The organism is Streptomyces sp. TAA040 (assembly GCF_000424845.1).
The window spans coordinates 1-15,863 of sequence record NZ_AUKR01000017.1 but is presented as its reverse complement, the minus strand read 5'-3'; the positions used below and the strand labels follow the sequence as shown (position 1 = coordinate 15,863).

Below are 15,863 nucleotides of genomic sequence, written 5' to 3'. Positions count from 1 at the left end.
CATCGACGGACGAGTGGACCGGTCCTGAACAGTCCGGTCAGTGACGAAGGGAGGGGCGCTCCGTGGCACCTGTGCCGGCCCCGACGGTGCCCTACACGGCATATCTGCGGGTCTACGAGCCGCTGGCGGCGTTCCCCGAGCCCGAGCGGAGCCACTGGGCCCGGTACGCCGCGCGGGAGGACCGGCCCGGCGCGCAGGACGAGCTGCGCCGCTCGCTGACCGCGCTGCTGTCGGTGCCGCCGGTGCTGGTGCCGGAACGCGAGAGCGCCGACGCCTTCGTCGCCGAGGTCGAGGGTGTGACGTGCGTCTGCCCGTGGCGGACCAGGCTGCGGGGCTGGCTGGCGCTCGACGAGGCCGGTGACGAGCTGCCGCCGCCGGTGAAGGACGCGGCGGTGCCGCCGGTGCTTCGGGAGCGGGCCGTCGCCGACTTCGACCGCTGGCGGGCGGCGGACCCGCAGAATTCCGAGTCCCGGCCGTGGATCAGGACGGCGCTGTGGCACGTCCCGATCCGATGGTTTCTGATTTTCAGGGATGAAGAGCGGAATTACGGGAAGGTGCCGCAAGGCCTTGAGCTGAGTTACCGCACACCCATGGCCCAGGCCCGGCGCCGGCTCGCCCGTGCGCTGAAGTTGTTCCGCGCCGAGCTCGGCGAGGGGCCGCTGGTCGAGGGCCTGGTAGATGTGGGGCGCTGGCTGGAGGAGTTCCACCCCCGCTCGCTGGTGGAGCTGGACTACGGAGGGCTGGTGCACACCATCCCCGGGGAGCAGCTCGCGGCCGATCACTCGGCCGCGGAGGCCGCCGAGGGGCTGGCGGCCTTGCGGGATGGGGACGCCGAGCGTGCGGGCGAGCTCTTCGACGTGCTCACCGAACGCTGGCGAGCGGTGCGCGAGCGGCAGTTCGCGAGCTGACGCGGCGCCGGACGGTTCCGGGCCGCCTGTCGGCGGCGCTGGAAGCGGTGCCGGTGCGGCTCGGCGGCCGTCTGCCGCGGGGCGGTGCGCGGGGCCCGGCCGGGGGCGCGCGGCTTCCGCTGCGGTGGGCGGAGGAGCGGCGCGGACGGGGCCGGGGAGCGGCCCGGATGTGTCCGTGCTTGATCGTTACACAACTGGGCCTGCTCAAGTGATGACCAACCGTGCTAAAACGGGCTGGCGGCGTCGACGCGTCGGCACCTGGGGGCAGAACGGGATCAAGAGCGTGATTCGGGCGATCGACTCAAGCGTGACGGATGGCACTTACTCGTGCTCTTGCTCTCAAGGCCGTCCCTCGTGTCAAAATAGGACAAGGAGTCCGGGAGGGCCTCCTTGTCCGTCCCGCCAAGGACGGACACTTCGGTAATGCGTGTCTTGTTCGCTCCGGTGTGGGCTGCTCACGGTTTGTCACTGATCGTCACGGTCGCTTGACTGTCCGTTATGACATGTTCCATCGTCATCCGTCGAGCTTGAACACCTGAGAGGGCAATTCCATCGGTTTGGCCGACGCGGCTGGACGGATGGTGTAGTTGTAGTGCCGAGGACAAGCCGTTCGTCCTATAACCGACTCGGCCCGCGTCTGCCATTTCGGGCAACGCGGGTCAAGGTGCAGAATTTAGAGGAAAGAACCGTGATGGTTCGGTTCTCCCGAGGAGGCCGCTCATGACCGCTCGCACCCCTGATGCCGAGCCGCTGCTGACCCCGGCTGAGGTTGCCACGATGTTCCGCGTGGACCCGAAGACGGTGACGCGCTGGGCAAAAGCAGGCAAGCTCACGTCCATCCGCACGCTCGGTGGGCACCGCCGCTATCGCGAGGCGGAGGTGCGCGCTCTACTCGCGGGCATCCCGCAGCAGCGCAGCGAGGCCTGAACAACTTCACATCGGACGGTCCGGACACCCATTCGGGCACGTCACAGCACCAGCTCACCGCAAGAGGCGCCCCGGCTGCTGTCCCCTTAGGGCCAGGTCGTTGATCGCGTCGGACTCCGCCGGGTCCGGCGCGATTTTGCGTGTCCGCAGGCAAACGGCCCGTCAGATGCTGCGCGGGGCAGCCCGTCCGCGCCTCCGCTCCCCGGTGGCCGACTCCGCTCGTGCCGGGTGGCTTCACCGGTCGTTGGGCGGCTCCGGGGTGCTCTCGGTGCCCGTGTCCCGGGCCGGTGAGGCGGGGGACTGCGAAGCCTCGGGGGTCCGACGGGGTGGCGGCGCCCGCCCGGGAACCGGTGTCCGCAACCGCTGGTGAAGGAAGTGCAATTGCACATATTAAATTGACCGGGTGTAGGAACGAGGTTAATTTCCCCCCTTCCGAGGGGAGTTGGGTGACTCCCGTCACAGCGGCCGGTGCTTGCCCCCCTGCCCCGTCCTGCGGTATTGCAGTCCGCTGCCGGCGCGCACCTGCCGCCGTCCGTTCCAACCCTCGCATCTCCACAGCGCCGGGAACGGTGCTTCCGTCACAGCGGCGCGGGAGCCCCGTCCCGGGCGCCGGCTTCCCCGGGCTCTCCTGTGGCGCCCGCCCCGCGCTCTCCCGGCGCGTCCGGGGTCACGTCCCGCTCCGCGCCGCGCGGCGCGCAGGCGCGCGGTCCTGCCGAGGGTGTGGCGGCGGGGCCCGGCTGCTCTCCGAGCGCCGCGGACGGTGTCGATGGCGCCTCCATGGCCAGGCGCCGCAGCCGGTGGCACACCGCGCACCAGCGGGAGGCGTGCGGAAGGCCGGTGGCCGCCGAGAGGTGGGCGCGCAGCAGCGCCCCGGTCGCGTGCCGCGGGGACTTCGATGCCGGCACGAGCGTCACCCCCTCCTCCTGCACGAATACTCGCCGAGGGTAGTGCCGTCAAGGCGTACGGTGCCCGCACCGCTCCGGTCGCCGCCCGCACGGGCACGGGCCTGCGGACGGAACACACGCAGGAGGGGCCCGCATCGCGAACGATGCGGGCCCCTCCTGGTACTGCGGTCCTGACGGGATTTGAACCCGCGGCCTCCACCTTGACAGGGTGGCGAGCACTCCAAACTGCTCCACAGGACCTGGCTTTCGCTCCCGGTGCGACCGGGTGCGAGACCAGACTCTACAGCAGCTCAGGGGCGCAGTGCCAATCCGCCCGCGCCCCGGCCGGCCGGGGCGCGCCCCTCCGGCGGCTGCCCGGGCCCGTCTGCGGCCGTCTGCGCCTGCCCGGGGCCCGCGCCCCCGCTCAACGGGCCTGCGGGACGGCGGCGTCGACGGCCTTGACGATCCGCTTGTCCGAGACCGGGTGGGCCGTTCCGAGCGCGTGCGCGAAATAGCTGACCCGCAACTCCTCGATCATCCAGCGGATGTCCCGGGCCTGCTGCGGCACCGGGCGGCCCTTCGGGAACTGCTCCAGCAGCCACGCGTACTCGTCCTGCATCTCCTTGACCTTCGCCATCCGCGCCGCGTCCCGCTGGGCGTTGCCGGCGAGCTGCTGGAGCCGACGGTCGGCCGCGATCAGATAGCGCAGCAGATCCGGCAGCTTCCGCACCCCGTGCAGGGTCACGAACCCGGGGCAGACCAACGCGCCGAGCTGAGCCCGCACATCGGCCACCGACTCGCCCAGTACCGCACTGCTGCTGATCGGCGGCGACTTCATCCGGTGCTCGCAGGCCTGCCAGGCCGCCAGCACCTCCCGCACCTGGCCCACCGTCCGCACGGTGGCGTCGACCACGTCCGCGCGCACCGCGTCGAACAGCTTGCGGAAACCCTCCTCGTCCCACGCCGGACCGCCGCGGGCCGCCACCAGCCGGTCCACCGTCCCGCTCACGCAGTCCTCGAACAGCGCCTGCACACTGCCGTGCGGCGTGCTGGACAGCGCCAGCTTCTGCTGGTTCGTCAGCGTGGACCGGGCGAACTTCGCCGGATCCGAGGGCAGGTTGAGCAGGATCAGCCGCCGGGTGCCCTGCCGCATCGCCCGCTGCTGCTCCACCTCGGTGTCGAAGAGCTGCACCGACACCGACGTGCCCTCGTCCACCAGGGCCGGGAAGGCGCGGACCGGCTGCCCGCCCCGGCGGGTCTCGAACGTCCGGTCCAGGGTGCCCAGCGTCCACGAGGTCAGCCCCGTCCGGCGCATCGCGGCCGGGGCGTCGGCCGTCTCCCCGGACGCGGTGCCGGGCGCCGTACCCGCCGTCCTTGCCGACGGCGCCGTACCGGCCGCGTCGGCGGCTGCCCGGCCCCTCCGGCCGTCCCTGACGTCCCCGCGGCCCCCGGCCGCTCCGTCGCGCTTCCGGCCGGCCCGCTCGGCGGCGTCCTCGAAGGCGCGGGAGAGCGCTGCCCTGGTCTTCGGCCGCAGCCGCTCCACCAGGGCCTCCAGGTCCTTGTCCTCCGCGCCGCCCGGCACACCGGAGACGGTGCGGCCGCGCTCGTCCACCACCCGGAAGGTGACCCTGAGGTGGCCCGGGACCCTGTCCCAGCCGAAGTCGGCCGGCTGCATCAGCGTGCCGGTCATCCGCTGGAGGTCGCGGGCCAGCGCCGAGGTCAGCGGCTCCTCCGGCGGGGCCTCGGCGCGCCGGTCGCCCTCGGCTTCCAGAAAGCGCTCCGCGAAGTTCGGTGCCGGGACGCAGTTCCGCCTGATCGGCTTCGGCAGCGACCTGATCAGCTCGGTCACCACCTCCTGGCGCAGCCCCGGGATCTGCCAGTCGAAACCCGCCTGCGTCACCTGGTTCAGCACCGCGAGCGGCAGATGGACGGTCACCCCGTCGGCGTCCGCTCCGGGCTCGAACTGGTAGCTCACCCGGAAGCGCAGCGGCCCCTGCTGCCAACTGTCCGGATAGTCGGACTTGGTGACCTGCCCGGCCCGCTCGTTGATGAGCATCGACTTCTCGAAGTTCAGCAGGTCCGGTTCGTCCCGGCGACGCCGCTTCCACCACGCGTCGAAGTGCGCACCCGAGACGACGTCCTCGGGCAGCCGCTGGTCGTAGAAGTCGTACAGGGTCTCGTCGTCCACCAGGATGTCGCGGCGCCGCGCCCGGTGCTCCAGCTCCGCCACCTCGCCGAGCAGCTTCCGGTTCTCCTGGAAGAACTGGTGGTGCGTCCGCCAGTCGCCCTCGACCAGCGCGTGGCGGATGAACAGATCGCGCGAGGTCTCCGGGTCGATCCGCCCGTAGTTCACCTTCCGCTGCGCCACGATCGGCACCCCGTACAGGGTCACCTTCTCGTAGGCCATCACGGCCGCCTGCTTCTGCTCCCAGTGCGGCTCACTGTGGGTGCGCTTCACCACGTGCGCGGCCAGCGGCTCGATCCACTCCGGATCGATGCGGGCGTTGACCCGGGCCCACAGCCGCGAGGTCTCCACCAGCTCCGCCGACATGATCCAGCGCGGCGGCTTCTTGAACAGGCCCGACCCGGGGAACACCGCGAACTTCGCGTTGCGGGCACCCAGGTACTCGTTCTTCCCGGCACCGCGTCCGCCCTCCGGTGCGCTGCTGCCCCCGCTGCCCCGGCCGGCGGCCTCCTCGGTCGCCTTCAGGCCGACGTGCGACAGCAGCCCGGCCAGCAGCGAGCGGTGCACCAGGTCCGGCGCCGCGTCCTCGTCGCGCTCCTCCGCGATCCGGATGTCCATCGTCCGGGCCACCTGGCGGAGCTGCGCGTAGATGTCCTGCCACTCGCGTATCCGCAGGTGGTTCAGGAACTCCGACCGGCACATCCGCCGGAACGCCGAGGAGGACAGCTCCCGCTGCCGCTCGCGCGTGTATCGCCAGAGATCGAGGAAGGCGAGGAAGTCGCTGGTCTCGTCCCGGAACCTGGCGTGCTGCTGGTCGGCCTGCTGCTGCTTCTCGGACGGGCGCTCGCGCGGGTCCTGGATCGACAGCGCCGCCGCGATCACCATCACCTCGCGTGCGCAGCCGTTCCGGTCCGCCTCCAGCACCATCCTCGCCAGCCGGGGGTCGACCGGCAGCTGGGCCAGCTTGCGGCCGATCGCCGTCAGACCGGGAGCGCCGCCGCGCCCGCGCTTCGCCCCCCGTCGGGCGGACCGCCCGGGCCCGGACGTCGCCTCCGGCGCCTGCCCTGCCGCGCCCTGCGCGCGCTCCGGGGCCTCCCCCCTCGACCCCTCCCGCGAGGTGCCGGGCGTCTGCTCCCCCTCCACGGTGAGCGCGCCGAGCTCCTCCAGCAGCTGCACGCCGGCCTTGACGCTGCGGTGGTCCGGGGGATCGATGAACGGGAACCGCTCGACGGCGCCCAGGCCGGCCGCCGTCATCTGGAGGATCACCGAGGCCAGGTTGGTGCGCAGGATCTCCGCATCGGTGAACTCCGGCCTGGAGAGGAAGTCCTCCTCCGAGTACAGCCGGATGCAGATGCCGTCGGAGGTCCGCCCGCAGCGGCCCTTGCGCTGGTTGGCGCTGGCCTGTGAGATCTGTTCGATCGGCAGCCGCTGCACCTTGGTGCGGTGGCTGTAGCGGGAGATCCGCGCCGTCCCGGGGTCGACCACGTACTTGATGCCCGGCACCGTCAGCGAGGTCTCGGCCACGTTGGTGGCGAGCACGATCCGGCGCCCGCCGTGCTGCTGGAAGACCCGGTGCTGCTCCGCGTGCGACAGCCGGGCGTAGAGCGGCAGCACTTCGGTCCCAGGGAGCCGCCTCTTCTCCAGCGCCTCCGCGGTGTCCCTGATCTCCCGCTCGCCGGAGAGGAAGACCAGTACGTCGCCGGGGCCCTCGTCCCGGAGTTCGTCCACGGCGTCGCAGATCGCGGCGACCTGGTCCCGCTCGCCGTCCTCGCCGCCCTTGCCCGGCCCCCTGCCGCCGCCGTCCCCCTCGTCCAGCAGCGGCCGGTACCGCACCTCGACCGGGTACGTCCGGCCGCTGACCTCGATCACCGGCGCCCGCGGCCCCTCGTCCTCCGCCGCGGTGCCCTCGGCGGGCGCGGCTGCCGTGGGCACCGCGGGGGTTGCGGGGGTGCCGGTGTACCGGCCGAAGTGACGGGCGAACCGGTCCGGGTCGATCGTCGCGGAGGTGATGACCACCTTCAGGTCCGGCCGGCGCGGGAGGAGCTGGGCGAGGTAGCCCAGCAGGAAGTCGATGTTGAGGCTGCGTTCGTGCGCCTCGTCGATGATGATCGTGTCGTACTGGCGCAGCTCGCGGTCGGTCTGGATCTCGGCCAGCAGAATGCCGTCCGTCATCAGCTTCACCAGCGTCCGCTCGCCCACCTGGTCGGTGAAGCGGACCTTCCAGCCCACCGCCTCGCCCAGCGGCGTCCGCAGCTCCTCCGCAACCCGCTCGGCCACCGTGCGGGCCGCGATCCGCCGCGGCTGGGTGTGCCCGATCAGGCCCTTCACCCCCCGGCCCAGCTCCAGGCAGATCTTCGGAATCTGCGTCGTCTTGCCGGACCCGGTCTCCCCGGCGACGATCACGACCTGATGGTCCCGGATCGCCTCCAGGATCGTGTCCTTCCGCCGGCTGACCGGCAACTGCTCCGGATACGTGATGACGGGGACCGCCGCCCGCCGAGCCGCCACCCGCTGCTCGGCCTGTTCGATCTGGCCCGCGATCTCCTCCAGGGCCTGCTGCTTCGCCTCGGGTCGGCGGACACGGCGCAGGCCCTCCAGACGGCGGCCCAACCGCCGCTCGTCGCGGGGCATCAGTTCGGGGAGCCGCTCCAGCAGGGCAGGCAGGGTGAGGACAGGTGCAGTGGACATAGGGGCCACAGGATCTCACCAGAGGCCCCCGCAACGCGACTGCATTCCGTCCCGTCCCGCTCGCGGCGCCTTCCGCCCGCACCCGCCGGGGGCCGACACGGGCGCGGAGCGGGGGCCGTCGGGGTGGCCGCCGACGGTCCTCTCACGGGAGAAGCCCCTGCCGGACTGCTCCGGCAGGGGCTTCTCCCTGATGACGCGCGGTGGCTGGGGCCGGGATCGAACCGGCGACCTATCGCTTTTCAGGCGATCGCTCGTACCAACTGAGCTACCCAGCCACGCAACCCGGGGGTTGCAGCGGTCCTGACGGGATTTGAACCCGCGGCCTCCACCTTGACAGGGTGGCGAGCACTCCAAGCTGCTCCACAGGACCAGGTGTGTGCGCATGATTCTCGCACAGGTGTTGCGTGCCCCCAACGGGATTCGAACCCGTGCTACCGCCTTGAAAGGGCGGCGTCCTGGGCCACTAGACGATGAGGGCTGATGGCCCACCTGAACGCTGTGTGCAGCGCGTCGGGGACGTGAGAAGCATATGGGATACCAGGACCGTTCGCCAAAACAGGGGACGGCGCGGGGCGCCGGGCGGGGCAGGTCGGCGGACGGGCGCCGGCGCCGTTCAGTCGTCGCCGGCGGAGCCTTCGCCGGCGGGCGGGCCGGCCGCGGGACCGTCCGGGGCGTCGGAATCGTCCGGGTTCCGCGACGGGTCCGCGGAAGGGCTGCTGCCCGGGTCCGCGGATTCGCCCGGTTCCGCCGAGGGGGTCGGTCCCGGGTCCTCGTCGCCCGGTTCCGTCAGCAGGTGCCGGCTGACCTCGGCACTGGTCAGCCCCAGTCCGCCCAGTGTGATCTCGTCCCAGGCCTGGAGCTCCCGGGTGGCGTCGTCGATGTAGAGCACCGAGGCCTGCACCTTGTCCGGTTCCTCGCCCTCCACGGCCCGCAGGCCGCTGCCCCCGGTCGAGCCCTCGACCATCAACCGTGTGCCCTCCGGCAGGTCGTACTGCTTGCGGTTGTGGGTGTGCCCGGCGAGGACGAGCGGGACCGTGCCGTCGGTCTCCCTGGCCATCGTCGGGTTGTGCGCGGCGGCGATGTCCACCGGAGTGCCGGCGGTGCGCTGGGCGCGCAGCGCGGCGGCGAGCGCCCGGCCCTCCTCGCGTTCGGCGGGATCTCCGGCGGCCTCGACCGAGCGGTCCGGTGTGAACTGCGGATCGCCCCAGCCGGCGATCCGCAGACCGCCGACGTCCACCGGGACGCCCTCGTCCAGCACGTGCACGTTCTCCTTGCCCTCCAGGTACTCCTGGGTGGTCATCGAATCGTGGTTGCCGCGCACCCAGACGAAGGGGGCGCCGAGGTCCTCCACCGGGTCGAGGAAGCCGTTCTCCGCGCCGGTGCCGTGGTCCATGGTGTCCCCGGTGTCGATGATCACGTCGATCTCGTACTGCTCCACCAGCGACCTGGTGATGGCCCAGGCCGCCGGGTTGAGATGGATGTCGGAGACGTGCAGCACCCGGGTCGTCGTCGGGTCGGGCTGGAAGGTGGGCAGGGTGGACGTGGCCTCGTACAGCTTCGTGACGTTGGTCACCAGCCGGGCCAGCTCTGCCTGGTAGGTGTTGAAGTCGCTGACGATGCTGCGCGCGTCGCCGACCAGGCTCGGCGCACCGGCCAGCAGTCCGGAGAACTTCGGTTCGAGCACCGCCTTGGGGTTCCAGGTGGCGAGCGCGGCGCCCCCGGAGGCCACCAGCAGCGTCAACGCGAGGCCGCCCGCCGCGAGGGCCCGGCGCGGTCGGCGGTACACGCCGAGTCCCAGCGCGGTCGCCCCGGCCACGACGGCGGCGCAGGACCGGAGCGCCAGGTCCTTGGTGCCCTCCTCGACATCGTGGGTGACCTTGTCCTGGATGCCGCTGATCCGCTCCGGGCGGTCGATCAGCGAGCCGACCCGGTCCGGGTCGAGCCGGGTGACGTCGACGTCCAGACGCAGCGGGGCCCGGTGGCTCTCCAGTTCCAGCGCGCCCAGCGGCGCGATGTTGATCTTCGTTCCGCCGCTGAGGGACGGTCGCAGAGTCATCGTGGTGTCCATCGGACCCACCGGCTTGTGCACGTTGCCCACGACCAGCAGGCCGAGCCACGCCCCGAGCAGCGTGATCGCGAACAACCCCAGCACCCGGGCGACCGGGTGCGGGGCCGCCCGCAGCGAGCGGCCGGGTTCGAACCGGCTCCTCCCGCCGGTCCGCTGCCGGAAGGCGCCCGCGGCGCCTCGGGCGGAGCCCCCCGCACCGTGGATCGCGCGGGAGAGGCGGGCGGCGGCGGTACGGACCGGACTGACGGGGGAACGGGCCATGCGGAGCCATATGCCCCGGTCGGCACCGACTATGCCGAAACGGTCCGCTTGGGCCCCGGCCCCGTCCGGGCTCCTTGGGCCCCGGCCCCCTCCGGGCAGGCCCCGGTGCGCGGGGTACGGCCGCGCGGCACGGCGTCCCGGCGCGTGCCGGGGCGGTGGGCGGTGGCCCCGGCCGGGAGGGTCAGCCCCAGCCGAGTTGGTGGAGCCGCTCGTCGTCGATGCCGAAGTGGTGGGCGATCTCGTGCACCACGGTCACCGAGACCTCGTGCACCACGTCCTCCGCGCTCTCGCAGAAGCGCAGCGTGGGGCCCATGTAGATGGAGATACGGTCCGGCAGCACACCGCCGTACCACTCGCCGCGCTCGGTCAACGGCGTCCCTTCGTACAGGCCCAGCAACTCCGGCTCCGCAGGGTCGGGTTCGTCCTCGACGAAGACCGCCACATTGTCCATCAGCCGGGTCAGCTCCGGCGGCACCTGGTCCAGGGCCTCGCTGACCAGTTCTTCGAACGCGTCTCGAGTCATTTCCAGCACCCGGCCATTGTCCGGGACGTTCGCCCGCAGCCGCGACGACGGCGGTGGTGCACCCCCGTGCCGCGGGCCCGCGGCACGTCGTTCCGGCTCGCGCCCGTGCGGCGCCGGCACGAGCACGGGCCGACCCTCGCGCGGCGGGGGCAGGAGCGCGAGAATGGGGCCGATGTGCAGCGAAGCGGTTTCCGCCCCCGAGCCGGCGGCATGAGCGGGTCGCCCCCGGAGAGGGGAGGGCGACAGGGGCCCCCGGCCGCGGGCGGGCAGCGTCCTCCGGGTTCGAAACCGCAGCCGGAACCGCAGCAGGCCGAGGGCTCCGGGGCTGGCCGTGCCGCACCCGGTGCCGCCGCCCGCGCCCGGGAGCCCGCGTCCGACGATGCCGCCGCCCGCGCCTCGGAGCCTGCGCCCGAGGGCGCCGGGGCCGGTGCCTCGGAGCCGGTGGATCCGGACGTCGACCTCCGCGTGCCCGCCCAGCGGGCCGAGACCCTCGGCGGCCGGATGTGGCAGGTACTGGGCGTGGTCGCGGTCGGCAGCGCGCTCGGGGCGCTGGGCCGGTACGGGGTCGAGCAGTGGTGGTCCGACGGCCCGGGTGGTTTCCCGGCCGCGCACTTCGTGGTCAACGTGACCGGATGCGCACTGATCGGGGTGCTGATGGTGCTGCTCGTCGAGAGCCCCGCCACCTCGCACCCGCTGCTGCGCCCCTTCCTCGGCACCGGTCTGCTCGGCGGTTTCACCAGCTACTCCGCCTACGCGCTGGACATCGCCGGGCTGCTGGACGACGGAGCCATCGTCCTCGCCCCGGCCTACCTGGCCGGCACCGTGCTGAGCGCGCTGGCGGCCGTCTGGGCCGCGGTGCGCACCACCCGCGCGCTGCTGGCGCGGCGATCCTCCGGGCCGCAGGACGCCCGCGGCTCCCGGGAGGGGGCACGGCCGTGAACTGGCTCCTGGTGGCGCTGGGCGGCGCCGTCGGCGGTCCGTTGCGGTACCTGATCGACCGGGCGGTGCAGTCGCGCCACGACTCCGTGTTCCCGTGGGGCACCTTCGTCGTCAACCTCACCGGGAGTCTGCTGCTGGGTGTGCTGACCGGGCTCGCCTTCGGGGGCGCGGCGGGTGAGGCGGCCGGTGCGCTGCTCGGCACCGGCCTGTGCGGTGCGCTCACCACGTACTCGACGTTCTCCTACGAGACCCTGAGGCTCGCCGAACGGGGGGCCCTCGTACCGGCGGTCGTCAACGTCCTGGGCACCCTCCTCGCGGGCCTGGGTGCCCTGTACCTCGGTCTGCTGGTCACCCGGGGGCTGTCGGCCTGACGTCCCTCGGACCTTCGGACCGACGGACGTCAGGCCGTTGGGCGCCGGGCCGCTGCGGGCGCCCGCACCGGCTGCTCCTGCGGATACCGGGCCCTTCCCGGTGCCGGTCCGGTTCGGGATCGGGCGTGTCCTCGGGACCGGCTGCGGAGTTGGTCACGGTGCCCACCCCTTCCCCGTTTCCCGGAGGTACCTGCCCGTGCGCTGTCGCCGCGCCCTGTCCCGCACGACCGTCGCCGCGGTGGTGTTGACCGCGTTGAGCGGCTGCATGACCGTCGGCGCGCCCGAGGAGGACCACGACCGCGCGCCCGTCGGCCACTCCTCGAAGCCCAGCCCCGAGGGCTCCGGAAGCGTCGACGCGTGGGGACGGCACACTCCCCCCGAGCGCGCCGCCGAGGACGGCAAGGGGGCCGCGGGCGACGGGGAGCGGCGAGGTGCGAAGGCGAAGGGCGACGCCGGGTCGTCGGCGCGGGACGGCACCGACCGGGGGAGGGGCTCGGACACCGCGGAGGAGCCCGTGGTGTCGCCGACCCGCTCGAAGGACGACGGCCGCCCCGGGGCTCCGGGCCCCGGCCGGCCCACGAAGTCCGACCGGCCCGGGGGCGGGTCGTCGGAGGAACCACCGGCACCGCCGTCCGACACTCCGGACCCCGACCCCGGGGACAGCCCGAGCGACACCCCGCCCGACCCGACGGGCGGCGGGGACGGCGGAGGCGACGGCGGCGGAGGCGGGGGCAACGACGGGGGCGGTGACACCGGGAGCGGCTCCGGCGAACCCGGCGCCGGGGCCTGATCACCCGCTCCTCGCGGCTCTCCACGCGGCTCTCCACGCCGCCCTTCACCTGTCGGCCGCTGTCGGCCCCGCTCCCCGCTCGCACCGGGGCACGTCGGGAATCGGCACATCCGTGCGGTCGGGCGGGAACACACACACGGGGGCGCGCATTGAAGGAGGAGAAGGTGCGCTCGCTACCGGCGGTGCACCTCGCCGTTCGCGGCTCGCCCGCCCTCACCGGCGGCGCAGCCAGCGTGACGTCGCGCACTCCGCTTGGGGCGAGTTTGCCGAGCCTGCCGCGGGGTGCGTATGCTGGTAGATCGTTTGATCCCATTTGCCCGGCGCCCCAACCGAAGCGCGCCGTGTGGCGCGTTCCTTTGCTTAGCCGTGGGCTGACCGCACTGAGGCGGTCGTGTGCGAATCACGGAAGTTTGTGGCGCGTGCCGAACTCCGGAAGGTTCGCATTTCGCATGTCTGTTGTCACCCCTGAAACCGTTGCGCCCGAGGTCGAGCAGCTCGACAAGCAGCTCGCCGAGGACACCACGGAGCAGGCCACCGGCCCCACGTTCACCGAACTGGGCCTCCCCGACGCCGTGGTGCGCAAGCTTGCGCAGAACGGCGTCACCACCCCCTTCCCCATCCAGGCCGCGACCATTCCGGACGCGCTGGCGGGCAAGGACATCCTCGGCCGCGGCCGTACCGGCTCCGGCAAGACGCTGAGCTTCGGCCTCCCGGCCCTTGCCCGGCTCTCCGGGGGCCGCACCGCCAAGCGCCGCCCGCGCGCGGTCATCCTCACCCCGACCCGTGAGCTGGCCATGCAGGTCTCGGACGCCCTCCAGCCGTACGGCGACGTGCTCGGCCTGAAGCTGAAGGTCGTCTGCGGCGGCACCTCGATGGGCAGCCAGATGAGCGCCCTGGAGCGGGGCGTCGACGTCCTGGTCGCCACTCCGGGCCGGCTGCGCGACCTGATCAACCGCGGCGCCTGCTCGCTCGACGACGTACAGGTCGCCGTGCTCGACGAGGCGGACCAGATGGCCGACCTGGGTTTCCTCCCCGAGGTCACCGAGCTGCTCGACCTGGTGCCCGAGGGCGGCCAGCGGATGCTGTTCTCCGCGACGCTGGAGAACGAGATCGACAGCCTGGTCAAGCGCTACCTGGTCGACCCGGTCAGCCACGAGGTGGACGCCGCCCAGGGCGCCGTCACGACCATGACCCACCACGTGCTCATCGTGAAGCCGCGGGACAAGGCCCCGGTCACGGCCGCGATCGCCGCTCGCAAGGGCGGCCGCACCATCGTCTTCGTCCGCACGCAGTTGGGCGCGGACCGGGTCGCGGAGCAGCTCCGCGAGTCCGGCGTCACCTCCGACGCGCTGCACGGCGGCATGACCCAGGGCGCACGCACCAGCACCCTGAACGACTTCAAGGACGGGCGCGTCAACGTCCTCGTCGCCACCGACGTGGCAGCCCGCGGTATCCACGTCGACAACATCGACCTGGTCCTGAACGTGGACCCGGCCGGCGACCACAAGGACTACCTGCACCGCTCGGGACGCACCGCGCGCGCCGGCCGGTCCGGCAGCGTGGTGTCGCTGGCGCTGCCGCACCAGCGGCGCCAGATCTTCCGCCTGATGGAGGACGCCGGCGTCGACGCCAGCCGCCACCTCATCGGCCGCGGCGAGGCATTCGACGAGGAGGTCGTCCGGATCACCGGCGTTCGCTCCCTCACCGAGGTGCAGGCCGAGGCCACCGGCAACGCGGCCAAGCAGGCGGCCCGCGAGGTCACCGAGCTCACCGGCCAGTTGGAGAAGGCCCAGCGCCGCGCCTCCGAACTGCGTGACGAGGCCGACCAGTTGGTCGCCCGTGCCGCGCGTGAGCGGGGCGACGATCCGCAGGAGGCCATCGCCCAGGCCGCCGAGGCGCTGGCCGCCGAGGCCGCCGAGGAGGCCCGCCAGGAGGCGAAGGCTGCCGAGGCCCGTGCCGAGCAGGAGCGCAGGGCTGCCGCGTCCCGCGAGGAGCGGAAGCAGAACGGCTCCTTCGACCGTCGGGACGACCGCCGCGGCGGCGACCGTCCGTACAACCGCGACCGCCGGGAGGACGACCGTGGCGGACGCGGCGGCTTCCGTCGCGACGACCGTCCGGGCCGCTCCTTCGACCGCCAGGACCGCGGCGGCAGCCGCAGCCAGGACCGCCCCGCGGGTCGTGGCAGCCGGGACGACCGCCGCGGCGGCGACCGTCCGTACAACCGCGACCGCCGGGAGGACGACCGTGGTGGACGCGGCGGCTTCCGTCGCGACGACCGTCCGGGCCGCTCCTTCGACCGCCAGGACCGCGGCACCGGCGGCGGTTTCCGCCGCGAGCACGACCGTCCGTCCGGCCGCGACGACCGTCGCCCGCAGGGCCGTCGGGACGAGTTCAGCGGCACCGCCGCACCGGCCGGTGGCCGCTCCTCCGACCGCCGCGCCGACAAGCCCCGCTGGAAGCGCAACGGCTGAGTGGTGACTGCGGCCCGCGGGCCGGACGACCGCCGACGCGGCCGCCCGCCCCGCAGGCCCCCGGGCCCCGGCGGACCACGCGTCCGCCGGGGCCCGGTCCGTTCCCACCCGTGTCCACCCGGTGGCCCGGCCGGGCCACCGGTGTGGCCCCGCGGCCCCTGGCGACCCATGCCTTCGAGCGACGGGCAGCAGGGCGGTTATGCTTCTGGGGCGGGCCGTTAGCTCAATTGGCAGAGCAGTGGACTTTTAATCCATTGGTTGTGGGTTCGAGTCCCACACGGCCTACCGCTTCGGGTGGGGGGGAAAGCCCCTCTGACCTGCTAGGCAGCGTCCGGGTCCGCTTCGGTGGGCTCGGACGCTGCTTCGTTTTCGCCCTCGTGCGTGAGCGATGCGTGAGCGGACGGCCTTGGATCACTCGGCACCTGTGCGGACTTGCGAACCCTGGGGATCAGGCCGGTGGCCTTTTCGGCGATCTCCCGGTCCCACTCGGGCAGCAGGCTGGTGTACGTATCCGAGGTCAGGGCGATCGTCGAATGTCGAAGCGTCTCCTTGACCGTGTGGATGTCCCCGCCACCACCGTGGGTGAGAGTGGCAGCGACGTGGCGTAGGTCACGCAAGGTCGTTGGCGGGAGGTCGGTCGCGGAAAGAATGCGGCGGAATGTGACGGAGACCGTCTCGGGGTGCAGCCAGGCGCCGTTCTCCTGGGTGAACACCTTTCCGGTGTCGGTCCAGCTGGTGGCCCACTGTTTCCGCTCCAGGGTCATTGCACGAACAGGATCGGTCCGGTTCGTCGGTCTCGTGTGTGACGTGACGTCATGTACCGGTGTGTGGCGGGGTGTCCCTGGAAA

10 protein-coding genes, 5 tRNA genes and 1 pseudogene are annotated in these 15,863 nt (G+C 72.7%); 7 read left to right on the top strand and 9 right to left on the bottom strand.

The features are described 5' to 3' along the window. Positions 1–62 precede the first annotated feature (62 nt). Positions 63–908 carry a DUF8083 family protein gene (locus tag H300_RS0116135; protein ID WP_486583908.1) on the top strand — a complete coding sequence of 282 codons (846 nt, stop codon included), beginning with the start codon at positions 63–65 and terminating at the stop codon, positions 906–908. Positions 909–1,628: 720 nt separating this feature from the next. Beyond that, positions 1,629–1,835, top strand: coding sequence for a developmental transcriptional regulator BldC (bldC, locus tag H300_RS0116130; protein WP_003949541.1), 207 nt, complete (start codon positions 1,629–1,631; stop codon positions 1,833–1,835). A gap of 578 nt (positions 1,836–2,413) precedes the next feature. Here bldC and H300_RS30340 read toward each other — a convergent pair. The 8 genes from H300_RS30340 to H300_RS0116090 form a co-directional block, all read right to left on the bottom strand. Beyond that, complete coding sequence (locus H300_RS30340; RefSeq protein WP_106966855.1) at positions 2,414–2,749, bottom strand: DUF6274 family protein; 336 nt, start codon at positions 2,747–2,749, stop codon at positions 2,414–2,416. 156 nt (positions 2,750–2,905) lie between these two features. Then, positions 2,906–2,980: transfer RNA gene (locus tag H300_RS0116120), tRNA-Asp, on the bottom strand. Positions 2,981–3,143: 163 nt separating this feature from the next. Further along, positions 3,144–7,592 (bottom strand): ATP-dependent RNA helicase HrpA, encoded by a 4,449-nt coding sequence (hrpA, locus tag H300_RS0116115; protein ID WP_037980673.1) that lies wholly within the window; start codon positions 7,590–7,592, stop codon positions 3,144–3,146. A gap of 201 nt (positions 7,593–7,793) precedes the next feature. Further along, positions 7,794–7,867, bottom strand: a tRNA-Phe gene (locus H300_RS0116110). A 20-nt stretch (positions 7,868–7,887) separates the two neighbouring features. Beyond that, positions 7,888–7,962: transfer RNA gene (locus tag H300_RS0116105), tRNA-Asp, on the bottom strand. Positions 7,963–7,997: 35 nt separating this feature from the next. Beyond that, positions 7,998–8,070, bottom strand: a tRNA-Glu gene (locus H300_RS0116100). Positions 8,071–8,205: 135 nt separating this feature from the next. Beyond that, positions 8,206–9,921 (bottom strand): metallophosphoesterase, encoded by a 1,716-nt coding sequence (locus tag H300_RS27255; RefSeq protein WP_028428251.1) that lies wholly within the window; start codon positions 9,919–9,921, stop codon positions 8,206–8,208. A 181-nt stretch (positions 9,922–10,102) separates the two neighbouring features. Continuing rightward, positions 10,103–10,453, bottom strand: coding sequence for a metallopeptidase family protein (locus tag H300_RS0116090; RefSeq protein ID WP_028428250.1), 351 nt, complete (start codon positions 10,451–10,453; stop codon positions 10,103–10,105). 432 nt (positions 10,454–10,885) lie between these two features. Between H300_RS0116090 and H300_RS27250 the strand changes: the two genes are divergently transcribed. The 5 genes from H300_RS27250 (at position 10,886) to H300_RS0116065 (ending at position 15,300) form a co-directional block, all read left to right on the top strand. Continuing rightward, positions 10,886–11,383 (top strand): FluC/FEX family fluoride channel, encoded by a 498-nt coding sequence (locus H300_RS27250; RefSeq protein WP_037980697.1) that lies wholly within the window; start codon positions 10,886–10,888, stop codon positions 11,381–11,383. After that, the gene (crcB, locus tag H300_RS0116080; RefSeq protein ID WP_028428249.1) at positions 11,380–11,754 is read left to right on the top strand and encodes a fluoride efflux transporter CrcB; all 375 of its coding nucleotides are present in this window, start codon (positions 11,380–11,382) and stop codon (positions 11,752–11,754) included. The genes H300_RS27250 and crcB overlap by 4 nt, the downstream gene beginning before the upstream one ends. Before the next feature lie 196 nt (positions 11,755–11,950). Further along, complete coding sequence (locus H300_RS0116075) at positions 11,951–12,544, top strand: hypothetical protein (protein WP_028428248.1); 594 nt, start codon at positions 11,951–11,953, stop codon at positions 12,542–12,544. Between the two features lie 449 nt (positions 12,545–12,993). Further along, entirely contained in the window at positions 12,994–15,015 is a 2,022-nt protein-coding gene (locus tag H300_RS0116070; RefSeq protein WP_028428247.1) for a DEAD/DEAH box helicase, read from the top strand. A 212-nt stretch (positions 15,016–15,227) separates the two neighbouring features. After that, positions 15,228–15,300: transfer RNA gene (locus H300_RS0116065), tRNA-Lys, on the top strand. Positions 15,301–15,335: 35 nt separating this feature from the next. On the opposite strand, the pseudogene H300_RS0116060 reads toward H300_RS0116065, so the two are convergent. Continuing rightward, positions 15,336–15,770, bottom strand: a pseudogene (locus tag H300_RS0116060) (site-specific integrase); the annotation flags it as partial. Positions 15,771–15,863: the final 93 nt, after the last annotated feature.